Below are 22,321 nucleotides of genomic sequence, written 5' to 3' on the forward strand. Positions count from 1 at the left end.
TTTTCCAATAGTACCCATGCCATCAACTCCTTAGACAAAAACCCCCGCCGCTCTCGATGATCTCGAAAGCTGCGAGGGTTCCTGTGTTTCTACTATTACACATGTGCGGTGTCTTGAGACGATGATGCTGTATGCCGCGGCAGTTGGAGCTCAATCGTATGCGTTCCGCCGTCATCGGCCAACTGGATATACACCCCTGACTCGTCGCGTCTCGCCTCATGCGAGGACCGATGTACGCTTAAGTTGCCGGAGGCATCGATATCAAGAGGAAGCGACTGAACGGAAGCATCCTCTACCATACGGACCTTCACCTTATAGAGCGTCTTCCCATGTCGGTATTCGACCTCATAACCCGGCCAATCATGCGGCACTGCCGGTCGGAAGTATAATCGCTCTCCCACCTTGCGAAGACCGATAATCCATTCGATGCCGGCTTGATACATCCAGCCCGAAGCACCGGTGTACCATGTCCAGCCTGCTCTTCCTTTTACCGGATCACGCGTGTACACATCTGCGGCCATTACATAAGGCTCACCTGCATACTTGCGTACTTCGCCTTCGCTTCGTGCATGCGTAACCGGATTGAGCAGATGGAACAAATCGACTGCTTTATCACCATTGCCGAGTCCGCACCAAGCGACGATACTCCAGATAACGCCATGCGTATACTGCGCGCCATTCTCGCGAATGCCCGGCGGATACCCTTGAATGTAGCCTGGGTTCGGATCTGTTCGGTCAAATGGCGGCGTCAGCAGTCTCGCAACCGCAATATCACGGTCTACGAGCTCACGGTCGAACGACATCATCGCCTGCTGTGCACGCTCACGCGGTGCGGCGCCGGAGATGACGGACCATGACTGTGCGATCGCATCGATACGGCATTCTTCGTTGCGGGTGGAGCCGAGCCAGTGACCTTCGTCCGCCCGCGCGCGACGATACCATTCGCCGTCCCATGCGGATTTGTTGATCGCAGCGGCAATCGCTTCACGGCGTTCGCGATAGGCGGCGGCTCGCTCTATGTCGCCCTTCAGTTCGCACACACCCGCGAACTGCCTCAACACTTCGCATAGGAACCAGCCGAGCCAGACACTCTCGCCCTTGCCCAGATCGCCGACCGAATTCATGCCGTCGTTCCAGTCGCCGATTCCCATGAGCGGTATGCCGTTCTCGCCAAATCTCGACGCTCGTTCAATGGCTCGAATGCAGTGCTCATATACGGATTCCACTTGATCCGATAGAACAGTCGGCTCATAACGCTCATGCTCTTCATCCGTCAGCTGCTCGCTTCGAATGAACGGTGCCATCTCATCCAACACCGATCGATCGGATGTTTGTGTGATATACCGCGCTGTCGCATAAGGCAGCCACAGCAGATCGTCCGAATATTTGGTACGGATACCGCGATGCGTTTCCTCATGCCACCAGTGCTGAACATCGCCTTCCTCATACTGATGCGCGGAGTGCAAAATAATTTGCGCACGGGTTATATCCGGCCTTGCATGCAGCATTGCAATTGAATCCTGCAATTGATCCCGATACCCGAACGCGCCGCCTGCTTGATAAAACGCCGTTCTTGCCCACATCCGGCAGGCAAGCGCTTGATAGAGCAGCCAGCCGTTGATCAAATAATCCATCTCTTTGTTCGGCGTCGCAATGCGCGTCTGCAGCGTTGTCTCTTCCCAGAATTGTACCGCTTCTTCATAGGCTGCCGTACAAGCTTGTCCATTGTTGTATTTGTGAACGAGCGCTACAGCCGCTTCTCTGGACCACTCCGCTCCAAGCAGCACATAGACCGTTCTTGAAGCGCCTGCTTCAATCTTCAGCTTCAACTGGACGGCACCACATGAATCATGCTGAGCACCAGTCGCTCCGGACAAGTGAGTTCGTTTCATTGCCTCCGGTTCAGCTGTTGTGCCGCCACGACCGATCCATTCCAACCGATCCGCCGTGTAGGATACTCGCTCGGATATGCTGGCATCGACTTGCTGACCGTCTTGATCATGAATAGCTAAGAACGCCCAATCATCACGGAACGTTTCCTGATAGCCATTGCGGACGAGCATCGCCTGGGCTTCCGCATCCCATTCCGATACGATATGCGAAGCGCTGATCTGTCTCTTCACGCCGAGCACCCAATCGCACTCGTAGAAAATCGACAGCTCTTTCGCCTCGTCACTCGTGTTATCGAGCTTGAGCTCCACAATCTTGACGGAATCGGACTTCGGCACAAACACCGTCATCTGCTGCCGCAGCCCGAGGTCTGCACGGCGGAACCGGGAGTAACCTCGTCCATGCGCAACTGTGCAGGCCGAATCCGCCGATGCCGGCATCGGTGTCGGCGAGCTGAACAGCCCGCTTCGATCGTCGCGGATGAAGCATACTTCGCCCGGCGGGTCGAGCACCGGATCGTTCGACCACGGTGTCAGCTTGCATTCGCGGCTGTTGCGCCACCACGTATAGCCGGTTCCGAGCTCTGTGATGAGGAAACCGAACTTCTCGTTCGCCACCACATTGCTCCATGGCGCATGCAGAAACTTGCCGCCGCGCAGCGCAATCCGATATTCACGGCCATCAGGCGTGAAGCCGCCCCAGCCGTTGAACAACGCCAGCTGCTCGGCCGATTCGGCCACCGATTCCTCCTGCTTGCGAATCGCTGCAGGCGACACCGGCACGGCCGATTGAGGCTGTGCATGCAGCGGCTCCGCCCAATCGTTCACCAGCTTCGGCGCCTTCAGCTGCGCCTTTAAGCTAGGACCGTCTGCCCTGAGTACATAACGGGCAACAGCGAACAACAACGTCCGTTCTTCCTCGGACATTTGGTTTGCAGCAACCGGATAGACGCCGCCAGGACGAACGGCGTGTTTATCTACATTTTGCTCAATCGCTACGCGCAGTCCGTCTGTAACGTCCTGCTGGTAGCCGCCTGCCGATTCGTTTACGATGACGAGATCAAACGGCAGTCCCTTGCGGCATAGATAACCGTGCCCGCTCATGAGCCGAATCGCGAACGGCAGCTGCGCACGATCCTCCAACGTCACGAGAACGATTGGCAGATCCCCGGAGATGCCCATCGACCATAATCCCGATTGACCTTTCACGTTCGCTGCAATGCTGGCCGCACGTTCTTGACGCAGCGGCGAGGCATAGAGAACCCGCCCAGCCAACGTTTGCAGCAGAGAAGCTTCGTGTGCAGTTAGCCGCTGATGGCGAAGGTCGATCCGGCTGTGCGTCCAAGCGAGCTGGAATGTCCGATCAATCTGCTGCTCGTCACAGAGCGACTTTGCGATGCTGAGCGACTCTTCACGCGATTCGGCAACACCTGTCACGCCGAACAGCTTAACCGTCTCGCCCGGTCCTACCGACACGCGGCGGCGAATCGAGAAGATAGGATCAAGCACGGCGCCGACCGTCCCGCTCAGCTTGCTGTGCATACTTTGCGGATGCTGCATAGAATGGCCGCGTCCGATGAAAATCGCCCGATCCGTCTCATATTCAATGGGTCCCAGGCAATCGCAGCCGATCGATAAGGTCTGGAATGCCCAGCGATGCTTCTCATGACCATCCCTCGGCCTGCGCACGGCGAGCAGACACTCTTCTTCTGCTGCAAATTCCGTCTGCACGAACAGCTTGCTGAACGCCGGATGCGCATCATCAGCGAGCGATGGTGCGAGTACAACCTCGGTATACGTTGTGACTTCGAAGATTCGCGTCTCCGAACTTTCATTCGTCAGCTTCAATCGGCGAATCTCAACGTTATGCTCTGGCGATACGCAGATATCGAGCTCCGTGCCGACCGGTCCATCCTTGCGCATGAAGCTCGCTTGATGAAGCGAGAACTGCACGCGCATATCGTTTGACGCAACGCGGCAAGGCTCATAAGCTGGCGACCATACCGCATCGCCGGTTACATCGCGAATATACATGCCGATTCCCGGCGGATCCGTAACAGGATCTTCCCGCCATCTGGACAAAGCAATGGAACCGTGGCGCGTGAAGCCGCCTCCGCTTGCTGTTACGACGGAAGAGAAAACACCGTTAGATAACAGGCACACTTCAGGCAGCGGCGTAATGGGATCGGTAAACTCCCGCATCGGTGCGATCCGTTCCTGCTCTTGAACGACGGTCGCCCGCTCCGAGTAAGACTTCGCCGAATCCGTAATGATAGCCGGCTTGTCCGGCATGCGCTCTTGCAGCAGCAGCTCGGCTGCTTGCACACGTTTATCTGCATGGAACCGATCCACCATCGTCCTTGGCAGCAGCTCGTTCGCAAGCGTCAGCAGGCTCATCCCTTGGTGATGGACCATGAAGCTGCGAATGACGACGCTGCTTTGACCTTCCGGCATCCGCTTCGCGGTGAAGTCGATCGCTTCATAATAGCCGTGCTCGCCGCGCGCGCCCAGCTCTTCCATCCGACGCAGCGCATCAAGCGCTTCGCGCTTCGCATAAGGAATCGCCATAATCGTCGCATACGGTGCGAGCACCAGATCTTCTTCCAGTCCTCGCTGGAAGCCAAGCCCTGGCACGCCGAAAGCCCGATATTGATAATTCATCTGGTAGTCGAACGCGTAGTAGCCCGACTCCGAAATACCGAACGGGACTGCGCGCTGACGGGCATACTCGATTTGACGGCGAACCATGCCGCGATACGTTTTATCCCACAGCGTACGGCGATACGTCTTCATGAGGAGCGCCGGCATCAAATATTCGAACATCGTGCCCGACCACGACAGCAGCGTCGCATGCTTGCCCGACTTCGTCATCGCCCGTCCAAGCTTGAACCAATGGGCGGCAGGCACCTGATTGAAGGCAATCGCAAGGAAGCTGGATTGACGCGCTTCGGATGCAAGCAGATCGTACAGAATCGTTTCTTTGCGATCAGCAGACGCATGGTAGCCGAGCGTGAACAGCTGAGAAGCATCATCATAAAGCGGACGGAAATCCGTCTCGTTAATCAATTTCTCCAGCCGTTCGTTCAGACGAGCCGCATGCTGGCAAATGCCTGCACCACCTTTAAGTGCCGCTTCAGCTTCTGAAGCATATTCCGCAATACCTTCCTTCACCGTTACGAGATAACCGACAAAGTTGCCCGAATCGACCGTCGAAACATACAGCGGAGGAAGCGGCCTAAGCGTCGACGTCTCGTACCAGTTGTACAAATGGCCATTCCATTTATCCATTCGGTCAATCGTATCCAGCGTCCGCTCGATTCGCCGCAGCATATCGGAGGTGTCGATAAAACCGAAATCACGTGCAGCAAGCGTACATGCCAGCTGCAATCCAATATTCGTCGGCGAAGTCCTTCTAGCTGGTCCTACCAGCGGTTCAAGCTGTACATTATCCGGCGTCAGCCAATTGTCCTCAGCGACCGTATACTGGTCGAAATAAGACCAAATATCGGCCGCTAACTTCGTCAGCGTCTCCCGCTCCGAATCGGTTATCGATTCGGTTCTTACAGCAGGTGGTTTACTCAGCCAGCCGGCAATGGCTGGCGCAACCAACCACACTACAGCAATCGCCCCGCCGATTCCTCGAATGGGAGCATAAGCCGACAGATAGGAAAGAACGCCATAAGCAACAGCGAATACAAGCCCCCAGCCGAAGCCGCGAATCGAACGCTTCTGCCCGCTCCTCCGCTCCACCTCCGCCGAGCTCGTCCATTCCAACAATCGGCGCTTGGAGCCATACAGCCGATACAACGTACGAATAACCGCATCGCCCATCACAACCGCTTGATATGGCAGCGTAACAAGCGTGACGAGCGATTGTCCGAACGATGCCAGCAGGGCAGCGGGCTTACGAGCCAGCGTGCCCGGCATTAGAAGTGTGCGAATCAATGGAAGGCACATCGTCAGCAAAGCGACCGTAGTGAGCGCCGTCCATGCCCGCTGAGGCATAAGCGTTGCCACGATCAGCGCAAGCAGCAGCGCAGGCTGCAGCAGGCTTCGCCGCATATTATCGATGATCTGCCAGCGCGTCAGCGCCGAAAGATCGACCTTCTGCAGCTTACCGGTCCGATTGCACACCCGTGGCATGAGCCAGCAGAGCAGCTGCCAATCCCCTCTTACCCAGCGATGCAGCCGCTGCTGGTAAGAGCTGAAGGTTGCAGGATGTCCGTCAATCAGCTCGATGTCCGACAGCAGGCCGCCGCGAAGGAAGCCGCCTTCAAGCAGATCGTGACTGAGCACATGGTTGTCTGGAATTCGCTCGCTGAGCACAGCCTTGAAGCTGTCGATGCTTATAATCCCTTTGCCTGTAAAAATGCCCTGCCCGAACGTATCCTGATACGGATCGGACATCGCGAACGCATAAGGATCAATGCCCGGCTCACCGGACCACAAGCGCGCAAGACGCGACCGCGAGACCGAATCATAGCTGACGCCAATCCTTGGCTGCAGCACGCCATAGCCTTCGACAACGCGCGTACGAGATTCGTTCAGCCGTGGCCGGTTATACGGCAAATGCATCGTACCGACCATACGCTGCGCAGCGCCGATCGGCAGTGAAGTATCGGCATCAAGCGTAATCATGTAACGAGCGTCTCGCAGCTCTGATGGCAGCGTACGCTCTTGGAAGCTTGTCCCTTCGTCACCGCGAAGCAGGCTTATAAACTCAACCAGCTTGCCGCGTTTGCGCTCCCAGCCCATCCACACTTTCTCCGAATCGTTCCATAGCCGCTTCCGTTGGAACAGATGAAACGTCTTGCCGCTGCCTTCACGCGGGTGCCGAGCATTAAGCTCGTCCACACGTTCACGCGCTGCCCGATACACCTTCTCATCGGCAGGCGTCCGCTCCGACTGCGCATCGGTATAGTCGGTGAGAAGCGCATAGTACAGCTGAGGATCGGGATTGGACAGATAGTGCAGCTCAAGTCGATCCGCCAGCTCCTCTGCTTCCTCCGGCTTCGACCAAATTATCGGCATGACGACGATCGTCTTCGCATCCGATGGAATGCCGGATGAATAATCAAACCGAAGCAGCGGCTTAGAGCGGACCGTACTGCCGATGAACGTGTGGCTTGCCGTAATCGCCCATTCTGCTGCAGGCATGAGCATCAGCAGCACCGCAACAACCCATGCGCCGGTGGTCAGGCCATTCCCGCTGCCTGCCCACCATCCGAACAAGACAGCAAAGACGACGAAAGCACAGCCAATCATGGACAAATAGGCTGTACCCCGCCGGCGTCTAACGACAGCACCGCGATGCGAGCGTGGATTGGCATTGCACGAACGCAGCGATTCATGAAGCGCATCTACTCCGCCATCATCCAACAAATAGAATGCGGCATAATTCGAACGAGGCGGCGCATCGAAGCCGTTGCCGCTATCCGCTGCTCCATCATCAGAAACAGACCGATCCCTCGCTTGATCCGCGTCCGCCAGCTCTACAGCTTTAGAGGCAACCAGACTTTCCGGCACATGGAATCGTTTCGCAAGCCGTTCTACCCGGCCCCGCAGCGTATGCTTACTCGCATCATCAAGACGTGCATACGTACCCGCTGTCTCTTCTGCCAACGTTCGATCCACGACGCTGATTCGTTCGAAGTACGTTTTCCACTGTCCTCTGGACAGTGTCCGAATACTGCCGATCAAATGACCGGCTTCAACTTCATGCAAAGCCTGAAGCTGGTGCTCATAGGTCACAATCCGGTTCAAATTATCCGTATCCGAGTCGAGCTTGCAAACGAGCCATTCCCGTACGGATGCCGCATCGTCCGCCCACTCGTTCAAATGGCTGATAAGATGGACGAGAACAGCGCCGGACAACGGCAGCGTCTGACCATGCCGTTCCAGTGCCGCTTGCATATCGGCCGCACACAGCTTCGTATCCGGCGGCGCGAGCGACTTGAGCAGCTTCTCCACACGATGGCACGCTTCGTGCCGCTCCCGGACAAGTCTCATCAGCGCAGCTAGGCGCCCGATCGCCGCCATTCGAAGGAACACGGGCATGAGCCATGCCTCTGCCAGCGTCAACACCGCAACCTCTTGATACGCATTGATGAACGATACGAACGAGTCCAAATCCAGTCTTCCGTTCGTCGCTTCGTAGTACGCGTTTCCGATGGCGACGGTGCGTGGGCGATCCTCTGCCTTTAGCCACGTCTGGCGGGAGATTGCGCCGCGCTTCAGTTCACGCTCGACGACCTGTGCTTCCTTCTCGATAAAATCAGCATGGTCCAGCAGCCATTGTTCAGCTGGCTGTGTGCAAATGCCTCCCTCTGTCTTCAACATTGCAGCGAAATGCCGCAAGCTCTCCATATCGCGATGCCACTCGCGCAGACGCTCCCTATCATTCCAGCTGCCCATGATCGGATCATGGGTCAGCGCCAATTCATGCGCTTTCTGCTCCAGCTGCTCGGCGTTAAGTACCATGGGTCCCCCTTGCTTCCGTTCGTCTTATACGTAATCGCCTTCTTAAGAAGGCACGGAATAAATACCGATAAAGGCACCTGACGCATTTCGAGCCGGCGTACAGATGCCTTAAGTAAATATTCCCAAGACGTACGTTTTTTATGACCCGCAGCAAGGAAAAAATAATAATCAGCGATCCACTCATGTAAAACTTTCGCAAATCATGTTCGGTAGTTATGATGAATTCCAATCCTCGTAACCGGTTTTATCAGACCCGATAGGATAGCCGTTTCTCCTACTATTTCGTTACCCATCCAAGTAAAAATCACTGCCTTTCGATATTTGACATTGTCTATCATCTGTTCAATAGACTAACAAATGCATCCTGCGACATAGTGATCTAGTCTCATGTTCGATTCCTCTCAGTATCTGCACCCCAACCCTTACTGCGACCCGCCTCTTGCAGCCTCTCCTCACACATTCGAAGAACGCTGCATGTCATTCACGGAATCTTAAATTCGGACAAACATGGCCTTAATAATCGGCCCCTACATTCATTACTAGCACAGGCATAATGTGCCAATAAAGAATCATATGGGGAGGCTTTTTCGACAATGAAGATCCATAATGGCTGGAAGGCTGCGATGCTTGGTACGGTTGCAGCAGCGCTGGTTATTACAAGCTACGTATCAAATGGGGAAGGCAAACAAGAAGCCGATGCGGCATCTGTACATGCGAAGAACGTCATTCTGTTCGTCGGTGACGGTATGGGGCTTGCTGCACGCGACGCTATACGTCTTGCAACGGTAGGCGAAACCGGCAAGCTGGCTATGGATGATATGCCTTACGTTGGTCTGTTCCATACAAGCTCGACGGTGCCCGTTACAGATTCTGCTGCAGCTGCAACAGCATTCGCAAGCGGCGTAAAAACGTACAATGGCGCAATCGGCATGGATGCGGACAAGAAGAGCGTGAAGACGATTCTCGAATATGCCAAAGATCTTGGCAAAGCAACAGGCATCGTAACAACTAGCCAAGTAACGGATGCTACGGGGGCGGCATTCGGTGCCCATGTCGAAGACCGTTCGAAGCAAAGCGACATTGCACTGCAATACCTCACTTCCTCGAAAGTGGACGTCATTCTCGGCGGGGGCGAAGACTTCTGGTATCCAGCTGGTACAGCAGGCGCGTTCCAGGATGAGCCTACGGAAGATCCAACCGAAAAGAGCAAAGGTACGCAAGGCGATCTCGTGAAAAAAGCGCAGCAGCTCGGCTACAAATACGTAACAAGTAAAGCTGATCTGCAAAAAGCAAGCGGCAGCAAGCTTCTCGGCCTGTTCGCGAACGAAGAAATGTTCCAACAAAAGCCAGAAGGCGAAGGCGATCTTTATAATCCAATCGTACCGCTGCCTGATATGACGAAGAAAGCAATCGAGACGTTGTCGAGCAACAAGAACGGTTTCTTCCTCGTCGTTGAAGAAGAAGCAACGGATGAGATGGCGCATCAGAACAATGCGAAGCTGACGATTCGATCCGGTCAAGAGCTGGACAAAGCGGTTCGCATTGCGAAAAACTACGCGAAAGCGCATCCAGAAACGCTCGTCCTCGTATTGTCTGACCATGAAACTGGCGGCTTCTCAATCGAGCCTGTCGATGAGAACGATGAATCCGGTGACGGCATCTCCGCAGAGGACGGCCCATTCCAAATCGTAGGTACGAAGAAAAACTTCGTCGTAGACTGGACGACTTCGGGCCATACGGCTGTTGATATTCCAGTAACGGCAACGGGTTCACGTTCAGAGCTGTTCTCGGGCGTATATGAGAATACGGATATTTTCTTCAAGATTGCTGAAGCAATGGGCATTAAGGTTAAGAATTGAGTAAATAGCAATAGAGCCATGGACATGCGTTCCGAGAGGGACGCGATCCATGGCTCTATTCATTCGTTTAGCGGTTGATTGATGGTCGAACCGGCTTCAGCTTCGTATTGGAATTCGAGTTTTGGCGCATCGATGCCCGAACAGCAAACAGGACAACGACAGTCAGAAGTGTTCCTCCGTACATAAGTTTCGCTAGTGGATTGCCGCTGCTAGTGCCTACCATATAACCATGCACCGCCGCACCGACGAAAATCGGATATGCCAGCAAGTGAATCGTCAGCCATACATGCCGGCTTATTTTATTCCGATAGTCCGATGTAATTAGCAATAACAGCATGCCATACAACGCCAGGATGCCAATTCCGTTGCCGATCGGATATTGCTTCGATGCGAAAGGAATGAGCAGATCAACCCAACGGTAGGATACGTACGTGCTAATAATTAGAATGGCCGCGTGGGCAAGCGCAACAGCGGTACCCCCATTGGTCAAATATGTATGCCAACGGTAAACCTGCGCTTTCCGCTTACCCTTCACGAATGGGAAACTATATAACATGCCAAGCGTTAACCCGGCAAATATGGTCAAATAAGCCGCGATGCCAAATATTCTCGTCAATTCCCATACCGGCCAAGTTGTAATCCATTCCATCATACCGGCACCCCTCCTAAACTTGTAAGCTAATTGCTTGTTTCATATGACGTTCAGTACTCTTCTTTCAGCCATGCGGGCCCCGTGTACCGAAGCATGCCTTGCTGGTCTATTATTAGTGCATCATACGATGGCGGCAGCTGGCTTGTCATCCGCTGCAGCGCCGCTTCTCCCTGAATACAGATCGTCTTCGCCCATACTTCGCAAGCGATAAGGTCAGGACCGGATACGGTACATTGAACAATGCCGCTACGTGAAGGGCAGCCTGTTCGCGTATCGATCAAATGATGCGCAACGCCTTGACCGGTACGCCATTGTCTGCCGAGCGTTCCGGATGTAGCAACTGCGCCTTGCCCCATCATCCGATATATCGTTCCGTCGTCCCCAGCAATCGGATCTTGAACGTCAATTCGCCAGATCGGCTCACCGTTTCCATCGTTCCACGCATGCAAATCACCGCCGGCGTTTACGAGACCAGCTCGGATGCCATACCGCATACACAGCCATTGCGAAAGCTTAGCTGTTGCCCAGCCCTTCACAATACCGCCCAGATCCAGCTGTGTACCTGGAACTAATTGAACGGACTGCATAGCTATATCCAATACCATAGGGCTTTGCATCCGCCCATCGTACGCCCTCTTAATGTCCACGACCTGCTCAACATTGTCGTGAATGTCGTCATCCAACAGCTCTCTGCTCATGCCGACCCGGGATAACAGCTCGAAGGAACGATCATAACCCGCCTTGTTCATGCTTCCGCCAACAAATGGAGAGAAGATTCCGCCTGTCGTCTGCTGATACCATAGCGTAAGCTGCAATACATCCCGCATCATACTGGAGATCATAACCGGCGCTCCGCTGCCTGCTGTTCGATTGATACGGCTTAGTTCACTATCTGGACGGAAGCGGCTAAATACTTGTTCGACTTCCTCATACCAATCGACAGCGAGCTCTACCGCTTCGCTCATCGCATATCCATCGCATACGAGCGATAGCTCGATATCCGTATTCATTGCACGGAATCGGTAGTACATCGGCTTCATCACTTCTACGCCGCTCGTCATGATGTCCTCGTAGAGGATCGGAAACCGCCGCTGTTTCCACCGCCGTTATTGATTGAACCATCATCTTGACTGCTACTGCCATTATCGAACGAACCGCCATCCGATCCGCCGCTGAAGCCGCCGCCACTATCGGTTGAACCGCCTCGCGAACCATGTCTGCCTCGGCGTTCCACCCACTGATCCGCACCATCCTGAGATTGGCCGATATCGGTCGATTGCTGCAGCGTCGTATTCATATCGTTATCGCTTGCCGCCTGCGCAGCTGCGAATTCTGGGCTTGCTTTCACGGAATTAAGACCGATGACGACGAGTATTGCACTTACCGCCCCAAGCGGCCATTTCCATCGCTTAAGCTTTTTGCTCCTATTACCCATGGACATCGACATCCTTCATAACAGATTCGTATTGGATTTGATAGCTCTATTTAATCAGTCAAACCTTAAACGAACCTTAGCCGAAACCTGAATATTAGCTGAAAGGCCCGAATTTGCTTAAACGAAGCAAAAAAAAGCCGATCAACAGCTTCGTTAAGAAGCGTGATCGGCTTGCAGCCTCATCCTATTGAATTAGTTCAAGAACCCTTCGAGCGCAACAGTCGGCTTCATATCCGACCCCCATGCGCCCTTGCTATAACCGCTATTATAGCCCGGGGTCGACTCAGGCTCCCAATAGAACACACCTAAACCATTGCCGCCGGAGATGTTACGAATTTTCGTCTTAATGTCCGAAATGAAGCTCTTCGTCGTTGATGCGGCACTATAGTCCATTCCGATTTCTGTAATCATGACTGGCTTGCCATAGCTGGAAATCATACTGTTCGCATTGCTGATCGTCTGCGTTACCTTCGTTGACCAATCTGACGTGGACGGATACAGCGACATGCCGACAATATCGAACGTCGCACCGTTCGCGATCAAGCCGCCGATATTCCATGTAAACAAGGAATTATCATAGCCATTGGAGAGGTGAACGATCGTCTTTGTGCTGCTGCTGATTGACTTGACCGCATTGTTCCCCGTGTTGATGAGCCATGCATAATTTTGCATACTGACCGAAGCCTTTCCATCGTCCCACAGCATGCCATTGTTCGTCTCGTTACCGATTTGCACCCAGTCCGGCGTAACCCCGCTGTTCGCCATCGTCGTCATGACGTCGCGCGTCCAGTTCCAGACCGCATCCATCAACTGCGTAAATGTATAGCTCGCCCATGCGGCAGGCTTTGTCTGTTTGCTTGGATCCGCCCACGAATCACTATAATGAAGCGACAGCATAACGCTGAGACCTGCGTCCTTCGCCCGCTTAGCCAGCGCGGCGGCGCGTTCCTTCGTCAAGTACCCGTTGCCATAATCGCTTGATGGATTCACCCACACGCGTATACGGACAGAGTTGATGCTGTAATCATTTTTGAGAATGTCAAAAATGTCTCGTTGCACGCCGTTCTTGTCCTTCCACTTGTACCCCTGCGCCTCCATACCCGCTACCCAGCTGACGTCCGCTCCCTTGGCAAAGGTTGGGGCCGCCTCTGCCACCTTCGGTTTCGCAATCTCCACTGACACAAGCGTTACGCACAGCAGCGCTGCCAGCAAGATAAGCAAACCACGCTTCAACATATTATTACCCTCCTATAGATTAGTTGTCGAATGAGGCATGTAGGATTAGTATAACTAGGCAACGACGAGTACCATGATTCATCCGCATTACCATTGTAAGCGCTTTTATAAAACGCATATAGGATAGTTTGCAAACAAAACGGATGCTTTTATAGCCGTTTGATAGACTGTCCCTATATAATAAGCATAGTTCATTCCGATAACAGTATGGTTAGCATGGTGACAAAGGGGAGCTCCTTCATGTCTGTTACAATCAAAGATATTTCGAAGCAAGTCGGTGTCAGCTACTCGACCGTAGCCAAGGCGCTAAATAATAGTCCGCTTGTCAAAGAATCGACGAAGCGCAAAGTCATGGAGGCCGCCGAAGCGCTTGGGTATACGCCGAATCTCGCTGCCCGAAGCCTAGTGACGAAGCGTACAGGTCTCGTCGGCATCGTATGGCCGGGAATTGACCGCGCCGCTCTCTCCTCGCTCGTTACATCGATCCAGCGCCGTCTAGCCGAGAAAGGCCTAACTGCACTGCTGTCGATTCACGAACCTCAAGAGGCGATCGCCACGTTCGAGAATTTGCGTGCGGATGCTATTCTTTTATTCGAAGAAAGCACAGCGGACATTATCGCTCGGCCATCCCACAGACGCACGCCGATGATTTCAATCGGTATGCCAATTAAGCCTGGGGTACCTTACGTAGATATGAATCGCCGAGAAGCGATTCGATTGGCGGTGGAGACACTGGCGGGTAAAGGCTACGAGCGGATCGCTTACATCGGCCCTTACGCCGAAGCTTCCATGCAGCAGCAGGAGAAGTGGATCGGGTTTAAAGAAGGACTTCATCAAGCGGGGATTACGTTCCAAGAAGAATGGATTATTGATTCACGGGGACTGCTCTGGCAGGACGGGTACCGCGCGGCCAAACAAATGCTCAAGCTGAGCGAGCGTCCCACAGCCGTCATTAGCGGCAGCTACGATCTTGCCGCAGGCATTATTCGAGCCTTCCAAGGTGAAGGCCTTTCGGTGCCGCAGGACATTGCGATCATCAGCTACGATCATATCCCGCATATGGAACAGCTCGAAATTCCGATCTCTGCGGTCGGTGTAGCCGAGGCGGACATTGCAACTGCTGTTACGGATACACTGCTGCGTGCCATCGAATCTATCGATAACGTGTCCGACCGGACTTCGCTGACGCCAGCGTATATTCATCGGGAGTCGGATTAACTAGCGCGGGTAAGACATAAAAGCGGTCATCCGATATGCTCGGATGACCGCTTTTGGTTTGGATATTGATTGTTACATGAAGTAAATCTACCGACTACTGCGGAACTAACATTCTTGCATACTTGCAGGCGCCTGCATCTCTCACAGTCATTTCTTCGTTCGCACATCTATTTCTCGCCTGTCGCATCAAAACATCCGTTTGTTACTTAACGGTTGCCATAGCGGTTTTTCTAGGAAAACACGCCTACTTATCCATCTAACGGTTGGCAGAGATGCTAGTGGGTTGAGATAGACCGTTATTAATGCCGGATCGAGCAATTAACATCTGCTTCAACCGTTAAAATAGGAACGGCTTCAAATTCACTTGAATAAGCTCTGCTCCAACCGTCAGCATCGCCGTGGAGCCCGAAGCAAAGGTTCTTCATCTAATTCCGTGATTTAGATCCACGATTCATTCTCATTCCGTTCAGTTCAGTTCCGTTCAGTTCCCAAGCATAAGCCGCGCCGCGATGACAGGACATTATTACATTACACCTGTACGAGTGCATGCGGCGGCTCGCCAAGCAGCGAAGATCGCAGCGCGCTCCATGCCCCACGCAGCGCTTCCTGCAGCGGCCATGCGGCTGTACCTGCCGCCATAACCGCAAGCCCGCAGCGATGTGTCAATGACGCTCCAACTACAAGCTTATATTCGCTGCGGTCAGGCAGCGAATCAAGTGCTTCTCGGATCGCTTCAACATGCTGTGCTTTTATCCGATCACCGAAAGCGAATAAGGTGCCAATATGCGTCGCATTGCCCCAGCTTCCCTGCACTTGCAGCCGTTGAATTGCCGGCTCAATCAACTGACGCTGTGAAGCGATCAATTCATCGCCATACCGAACAGTGAGACGACTGTCGAACCGATCATACATGAAGGTCTCGCCACGCAGCGTCCGTCCGGGGCACCAGACATCGCCTTGTATCCATAACGAACCGGGTGCAAGCCGTACTTCCGTCTCGCTTCGCAGAGCAGCTTGCCGATACAGCATAACCGGCTCCGGCATATGCTCCACGATCGCGTCTTCCTCCAGCACGAACGACTGCCTTAAGGACGCTCCGCCCTTCCCCCCTGCCGGATGCACCTTCGTATACGATTGATTCGTCACATACAGCCTGCTTCCCCGTCCACAATGCCACTCAAGCTCATATTGATCGCCATCGAGCAAACCGGGCGATACATCCATTACAATGACGCCAAGTCCTGCTCCCTGCGGGAAAGCTTTCGCAATCTTCAGCGGCGCTGTATGATACTTTCGGGTCATGACGGTCCGCTCGCCATGCTGCTCGAAGGAGGCTTGCAGCCTCGTCAATCCCAGCGCTGCATCTTCACGCGCTTTAGTGCGAGTGATCACGATCGTGGTGGTGGTGCGTATGTCCGTGTGAATGTCCATGTGTATGCTCGGCGTCTGCAGCATGTTCCGCATGGTCATGCGAATGCGTTAATCCTTTGGCATGCGCGATTTCATGCTCAAGCCAATTCACAATGTCCTGCACGCCGCTCTCGCCAAGCAGGTTGGAGAAAATGAACGGCCGCTCGCCGCGCATCCGCTTCGAATCGTCGCCCATGACGCGAAGGCTGGCACCGACGTATGGAGCGAGGTCGATCTTGTTAATGACAAGCAGGTCGGAGCGCATAATGCCAGGGCCGCCTTTACGCGGAATTTTCTCGCCTTGCGCCACGTCGATAATATAGATGAACCGATCCGCCAGCTCCGGACTGAACGCCGCCGCCAGATTGTCACCACCGCTCTCGATAAAAATAATATCAAGCGGCGAGAAGCGGCTCTCCAGCTCTTCAATCGCTTCGAAATTCATCGATGCATCCTCACGAACCGCCGTATGCGGGCAGCCGCCTGTCTCTACCCCAATAATCCGCTCTTCTGGCAGCACGCCAGTCGCGACTAGAATGCGCGCATCTTCCTTCGTATAGATGTCGTTCGTAATAACCGCTACGCTGTATTTGCCGGACAGCTCGCGAGCAAGCCGTTCCACCAGCGCCGTCTTACCCGATCCGACCGGACCTCCGATCCCGATTCGAATCGGACGGGATGCATCGATCTCCGGCGTTTCCCACTCTTTATGACTATGACCTTGTCCTTGGCACATATGAAAACCTCCCATTTGGATATCAAATTTATGACATAAACAATCGCGAATACAACGTCTCGTGATGTATCATTGCAAGCTCAGCCATCGGCATGTTCGAATAGGCCTCCTCAGGCTCCAGCCCTTCGGCAATCGACCATGCCTCGTCCGTTAACGGCGTCAGCCTTGCAATGAGCCGCTGCCCTTCCGTCTGACCGATGGACATAAGGCGCAGCGCACTGTTCATGCAAGTAACGATGCATGTATACCAATAGCTCTCCATCGCCTGCCGCAGCGGAACGCCAAGCTGCCAGCAGATATAGCCATGCGCCATTGGATGCGTCGAAAGGCAGCGTCCTCCCCGGACCGCTTCCGTTACAGGCTGCCAATGGAGATCGGGCCACATATCGGCTGCCAGCTTGAGCAGCCGCCTGCCCATTTTCTCAACACCAGACCGCGATTCCGCCGCTAATCGCTGCGTGTGAACGAGCCGCTCAACCGCCCACAGCCGTTCCCATTCTCCGTCCTCCGCATCCCGATATACGGCCTTGATGACCATTGCATCGCTCGTCACCCAGCTTTGCCGCAGCATCGTCTGCACGTACGCTTCGAGTGCTCTGCTATCTGTTAATTGTTCTTCCTGCACCATCGTCTCGAGTCCAAACGAATGCGAGAATCCTCCGATAGGCAGCGCAGAATCAAGCAGCTGCTGCAAGGCCAGCCAGTTTCGATTCATTCGCTAGAACAAGAAGTAGCGCTGCGCCATCGGCAGCACTTCAGCTGGCTCACAGGTGACAATCTCTCCGTCCACCGTTACGCGATAGGTCTCAGGATCAACTTCGATGCGGGGCGTCGCATCGTTATGAATCATATCTTTCTTCGAGATCGAACGGCAGCCGCGAATCGGCTCCACCCGCTTCGTTAAGCCAAGCTGCTCCTTAATTCCGCGATCGTAGGCAGCCTGCGAGACGAACGTAATCGAGCTGCTCGCGACCAGCTTGCCGAAGGAAGCAAACATCGGGCGTCCCCATACCGGCTGCGGCGTCGGGATCGAAGCGTTCGGATCTCCCATCTGCGCGAAAGCAATGCTGCCGCCCTTCAGAACAAGATCTGGCTTAACGCCGAAGAACATCGGCTGCCATATCGCGAGGTCGGCGAATTTGCCGATCTCGATGGAGCCTACGAGATGCGATACGCCATGCGTAATCGCAGGATTGATTGTGTATTTGGCAACATAGCGCTTTATGCGATAGTTGTCGCTCTCTGCATCATCTGGCGCAAGCGGTCCCCGCTGGCGCTTCATTTTGTCCGCCGTCTGCCAGGTTCGAATAACGACTTCACCTACACGGCCCATCGCCTGCGAGTCGGAGCTGATCATGCTGAATACGCCCATATCGTGCAAAATATCTTCCGCCGCAATCGTCTCCGGACGAATGCGCGAGTCCGCGAATGCGACATCCTCGGGAATGCGGCTGTCGAGGTGATGGCATACCATCAGCATATCGAGATGCTCTTCAATCGTATTGACCGTGAATGGACGAGTCGGATTCGTCGAAGACGGAAGCACGTTCAGCTCGCCTGCTGCTCGGATAATATCCGGCGCATGGCCGCCGCCTGCACCTTCCGTATGGTACGTATGAATCGTTCGACCTTTGAATGCAGCCAGCGTATCTTCTAGGAAACCCGCTTCGTTGAGCGTATCCGTATGAATGGCGACCTGCACATCGTATTGATCCGCAGCGGTGAGACACACATCAATTGCAGCAGGCGTTGTGCCCCAGTCCTCATGCAGCTTAAGGCCGATCGCTCCTGCCTCGATCTGCTCGATCAGCGGACCGATGAAGGATGCGTTGCCTTTACCCGTTAAGCCGATATTCATTGGAAAAGCTTCAATCGCCTCCAGCATGCGAGACAGATGCCAGGCACCAGGTGTTACCGTCGTTGCATTCGTACCGGTCGCCGGTCCCGTACCTCCGCCAATCATCATCGTGACGCCTGAAGATAATGCCGTCTCTATTTGCTGCGGACAGATAAAGTGAATATGCGAGTCGATTCCGCCCGCCGTTACGATTCTACCTTCGCCTGCGATGACCTCCGTGCTTGCACCTGCGATCATGCCCGGCGTAACGCCGTCCATAATGTCAGGGTTGCCCGCTTTGCCGATGCCGACGATGTGCCCGTCTTTGATGCCGATATCCGCCTTCACAATGCCCCAATGGTCGATAATGACCGCATTCGTAATTAACGTATCCAGTACGCCTTCTTCTCGAAGCGCGCCGCTGGATTGGCCCATTCCGTCGCGAATAACTTTCCCGCCGCCGAATTTGCACTCGTCACCGTACACCGTGTAATCATGCTCAATTCGTGCCCACAGCTCCGTGTCCGCCAGCCGTACCGCATCACCGGTCGTTGGGCCGAACATTTGGGCATAGCTGCTTCGATCCATGCTGCTCATTTCGCGCCCTCCTCCCACGAATCGAGTCGTGTGCTGACCTCTTTGCTCAACGTGCCTTTGACCGCTTCACCGAGCGTCAGACCGTTAAGGCCGAACGAGCGCTTCGCGCCACCAAGCTCAACGAGCCGAATCGGCTTCTCCTCGCCTGGCTCGAAACGTACTGCCGTTCCAGCCGGAATGTCCAGCCGCATGCCGAAGGCCGCGCGACGATCGAACCGTAATGCTCGATTGACTTCAAAGAAGTGAAAATGCGATCCAACCTGCACCGGTCGATCACCCGTATTAACGACAAGCACTTCAATGGTCTGTCTGCCGGCATTCAGCTCAATTGTTCCACTCGCAGTCCGATATTCACCGGGAATCATGACGTCACTCTCCTATCGGATGGTGGACAGTAACAAGCTTCGTTCCGTCAGGGAATGTCGCTTCCACCTGCACCTCATGTATCATCTCAGGGATGCCTTCCATCACTTGCGATCGTGTTAGAATCGTGGTGCCGTACGTCATCAACTGCGCGACGGTCATCCCATCTCTTGCGCCTTCCATAATCTCAGAGGTAAGGAGTGCGATGCTTTCAGGGTAGTTGAGCTTGACGCCTCGCTGCATACGCCGCCGAGCCAAATCAGCCGCCACCGTAATCAGCAGCTTCTCCTTTTCTCGTTCTGTTAGCTGCATAATTCACCTCTCCGCATTCAATCTCATGGCATATTTCATTAACTTGGGAATAACTTACCAACATTATAGATGGCCCGAAACGATGTGTAAACATTTTTGTGTAAGGTTTCCTAACATAAATGTTTATCTGAGCTGACGAAATAGTTTCGATCCGCTATTTCATGTTCGAATTTCTGACACAAAAGTGAATTCCCTCCGTTTGAGAGTAAAAGAAAAAGTCATGCTCCGATCATCCAATCGCTGAAAACATTCGAAAACAATAATAGAAATCAAAATATAATTAATCTTTATAAAGAGCGATTATCGAACTGGAATCACTCTCCTCTAGCTTGCATGCCGCATCCCGTATTATGATCGTAGCAGCTCATAAGTCCTCACCTTGTTTGTTCAGGAAACCACGATTTGATTAACGATGTTCCATCGTTTTATAAGGTTTCGTTAACATTTCAATGGCTGATAAAGCCAGTTATAGCTTACGTTTCTGTGGTCACAAACCTATCGTTGTGGTAAACTATCTGCTATGGACAAACTCATGGGAGGGACTTCAATGTCGACATCTAAGAACAAAATGCGTTCAGATATGATCAAAAAAGGCTTTGACCGCGCACCGCATCGCAGCTTGCTGCGTGCCGCTGGGGTTAAGGAGGAAGACTTCGGTAAACCGTTCATCGCGGTTTGTAACTCGTACATCGACATCGTTCCAGGACATGTGCACTTGCAAGAATTCGGTAAAATCGTTAAGGAAGCGATCCGTGAAGCTGGCGGCGTACCTTTCGAATTCAACACCATCGGCGTAGACGACGGTATCGCAATGGGCCACATCGGCATGCGCTACTCGCTCGCAAGCCGCGAGATTATCGCGGACTCCGTTGAAACGGTTGTTAATGCTCACTGGTTCGACGGCATGGTCTGCATTCCGAACTGTGACAAAATCACACCGGGCATGATGATGGCAGCACTTCGCATCAACATTCCGACGATCTTCGTCAGCGGTGGCCCAATGAAAGCAGGCAAAACGTCCGACGGTCGCTCGATCTCGCTGTCCAGCGTATTTGAAGGCGTTGGCGCTTTCCAATCCGGCAAAATCGACGAGAAAAGCCTGACTGAGCTTGAGCAATACGGCTGCCCAACTTGCGGCTCGTGCTCCGGTATGTTCACGGCTAACTCGATGAACTGCTTGGCTGAAGCACTTGGCCTTGCACTGCCAGGTAACGGTACGATTCTTGCTGTTGCTCCAGAACGTAAAGAATTCGTTAAACAATCTGCTCGCCAGCTGATGGAGCTGATCAAGCAGGACATCAAGCCTTGCGATATCGTAACGAAAGATGCGATCGACAACGCATTCGCAGTCGATATGGCAATGGGCGGTTCGACGAACACGGTTCTTCATACGCTCGCTCTCGCTCACGAAGCTGGCATCGACTACCCAATCGAACGCATCAACGAAGTAGCTAACCGCGTGCCGCATCTGGCGAAGATCGCACCAGCATCGGACTGGCATATCGAAGACGTTCACAATGCAGGCGGCGTAAGCGCCGTACTGAACGAGCTGTTCAAGAAGGAAGACGCGCTTCATGGCGATGTTCTTACTGTAACAGGCAAGACGCTTCGCGAGAACGTCGCTGGCTGTGACATCCTGAACACCGAAGTTATTCATACGCTCGATAACCCGCATACTGAGCGCGGCGGCCTGGCTGTCCTGTTCGGCAACATCGCTCCAGGCGGTGCAATCGTCAAAGTCGGCGCTGTCGACAAATCGGTTGGCGGCTACCATAAAGGTCCTGCTATTTGCTTCGACTCGCAAGAAGAATGTCTCGAAGGCATTGCGAAAGGCCTGATCAAAGAAGGCCACGTTGTTGTTATCCGTTATGAAGGACCAAAGGGCGGCCCTGGTATGCCAGAAATGCTCGCACCTACGTCCCAAATCATGGGTATGGGTCTCGGCGCGAAGGTTGGTCTCATCACGGACGGCCGTTTCTCCGGCGCATCCCGTGGCATCTCGATCGGCCACATCTCGCCAGAGGCGGCTGAAGGCGGCCCGCTCGCATTCGTACGCGACGGCGAAGAGATCGAGCTCGACCTGAACAACCGTACGATCAACCTGCTCATCGACGATGAAGAGCTGGAACGCCGTAAGGCGGAATGGCAAGGCTTCGAGCCGAAAGTAACGAAGGGCTACCTCGCTCGTTACTCCAAGCTTGTAACGAACGCAAGCAACGGTGCGGTTCTGAAGGCTTAATTATTCGATACTAGCAAGAGGCTGTCCAGCGAGATTGGACAGCCTCTTTTTTACACCC

Annotated in this window: 14 protein-coding genes; 3 read left to right on the top strand and 11 right to left on the bottom strand. The window is 53.8% G+C overall.

The window, feature by feature from the left end:
• Positions 1 to 95: 95 nt before the first annotated feature.
• Positions 96 to 8,369, bottom strand: coding sequence for a glycoside hydrolase family 94 protein (locus DFQ01_RS19950; RefSeq protein WP_110045668.1), 8,274 nt, complete (start codon positions 8,367 to 8,369; stop codon positions 96 to 98).
• Positions 8,370 to 8,962: 593 nt separating this feature from the next.
• Here DFQ01_RS19950 and DFQ01_RS19955 point away from each other — a divergent pair.
• Entirely contained in the window at positions 8,963 to 10,228 is a 1,266-nt protein-coding gene (locus DFQ01_RS19955; protein WP_110045669.1) for an alkaline phosphatase, read from the top strand.
• A gap of 67 nt (positions 10,229 to 10,295) precedes the next feature.
• On the opposite strand, the gene DFQ01_RS19960 is transcribed toward DFQ01_RS19955, so the two are convergent.
• From DFQ01_RS19960 to DFQ01_RS19975, 4 genes are all read right to left on the bottom strand, one after another.
• Complete coding sequence (locus DFQ01_RS19960) at positions 10,296 to 10,880, bottom strand: ferric reductase-like transmembrane domain-containing protein (protein ID WP_110045670.1); 585 nt, start codon at positions 10,878 to 10,880, stop codon at positions 10,296 to 10,298.
• A 50-nt stretch (positions 10,881 to 10,930) separates the two neighbouring features.
• Positions 10,931 to 11,941, bottom strand: a complete 1,011-nt coding sequence (locus DFQ01_RS19965; RefSeq protein ID WP_110045671.1) for an FAD:protein FMN transferase — start codon at positions 11,939 to 11,941, stop codon at positions 10,931 to 10,933.
• Positions 11,938 to 12,315 (bottom strand): hypothetical protein, encoded by a 378-nt coding sequence (locus DFQ01_RS19970; protein WP_110045672.1) that lies wholly within the window; start codon positions 12,313 to 12,315, stop codon positions 11,938 to 11,940. Before DFQ01_RS19970 ends, DFQ01_RS19965 begins: the two co-directional genes overlap by 4 nt.
• 192 nt (positions 12,316 to 12,507) lie before the next feature.
• Complete coding sequence (locus tag DFQ01_RS19975; protein ID WP_110045673.1) at positions 12,508 to 13,551, bottom strand: glycoside hydrolase family 53 protein; 1,044 nt, start codon at positions 13,549 to 13,551, stop codon at positions 12,508 to 12,510.
• A 240-nt stretch (positions 13,552 to 13,791) separates the two neighbouring features.
• Here DFQ01_RS19975 and DFQ01_RS19980 point away from each other — a divergent pair, with 240 nt between their 5' ends.
• A complete protein-coding gene (locus tag DFQ01_RS19980) occupies positions 13,792 to 14,769 on the top strand; it encodes a LacI family DNA-binding transcriptional regulator (RefSeq protein WP_174812444.1) in 978 nt (325 codons plus the stop codon).
• A 528-nt stretch (positions 14,770 to 15,297) separates the two neighbouring features.
• Here the strand turns inward: DFQ01_RS19980 and DFQ01_RS19985 are convergent.
• Genes DFQ01_RS19985 through DFQ01_RS20010 form a run of 6 tightly spaced genes read right to left on the bottom strand, consistent with a single transcriptional unit; the run spans position 15,298 to position 20,024 of the window.
• A complete protein-coding gene (locus tag DFQ01_RS19985) occupies positions 15,298 to 16,239 on the bottom strand; it encodes an urease accessory protein UreD (RefSeq protein ID WP_245946802.1) in 942 nt (313 codons plus the stop codon).
• Positions 16,145 to 16,915: an urease accessory protein UreG gene (gene ureG / locus DFQ01_RS19990; RefSeq protein WP_110045676.1), complete on the bottom strand. Its 771-nt coding sequence runs from the start codon at positions 16,913 to 16,915 to the stop codon at positions 16,145 to 16,147. Before ureG ends, DFQ01_RS19985 begins: the two co-directional genes overlap by 95 nt.
• Positions 16,916 to 16,943: 28 nt before the next feature.
• Positions 16,944 to 17,630, bottom strand: coding sequence for an urease accessory protein UreF (locus tag DFQ01_RS19995; RefSeq protein ID WP_110045677.1), 687 nt, complete (start codon positions 17,628 to 17,630; stop codon positions 16,944 to 16,946).
• Between the two features lie 3 nt (positions 17,631 to 17,633).
• Complete coding sequence (gene ureC, locus DFQ01_RS20000; protein ID WP_110045678.1) at positions 17,634 to 19,349, bottom strand: urease subunit alpha; 1,716 nt, start codon at positions 19,347 to 19,349, stop codon at positions 17,634 to 17,636.
• Positions 19,346 to 19,714, bottom strand: coding sequence for an urease subunit beta (locus DFQ01_RS20005; RefSeq protein WP_110045679.1), 369 nt, complete (start codon positions 19,712 to 19,714; stop codon positions 19,346 to 19,348). The genes ureC and DFQ01_RS20005 overlap by 4 nt, the downstream gene beginning before the upstream one ends.
• A gap of 4 nt (positions 19,715 to 19,718) precedes the next feature.
• A complete protein-coding gene (locus DFQ01_RS20010) occupies positions 19,719 to 20,024 on the bottom strand; it encodes an urease subunit gamma (protein WP_110045680.1) in 306 nt (101 codons plus the stop codon).
• A 568-nt stretch (positions 20,025 to 20,592) separates the two neighbouring features.
• Here DFQ01_RS20010 and ilvD point away from each other — a divergent pair.
• Entirely contained in the window at positions 20,593 to 22,263 is a 1,671-nt protein-coding gene (gene ilvD, locus DFQ01_RS20015) for a dihydroxy-acid dehydratase (RefSeq protein WP_110045694.1), read from the top strand.
• The last annotated feature ends 58 nt before the right edge of the window (positions 22,264 to 22,321 follow it).

It is taken from the genome of Paenibacillus cellulosilyticus, assembly GCF_003182255.1.
Lineage (GTDB): Bacteria > Bacillota > Bacilli > Paenibacillales > Paenibacillaceae > Paenibacillus_T > Paenibacillus_T cellulosilyticus.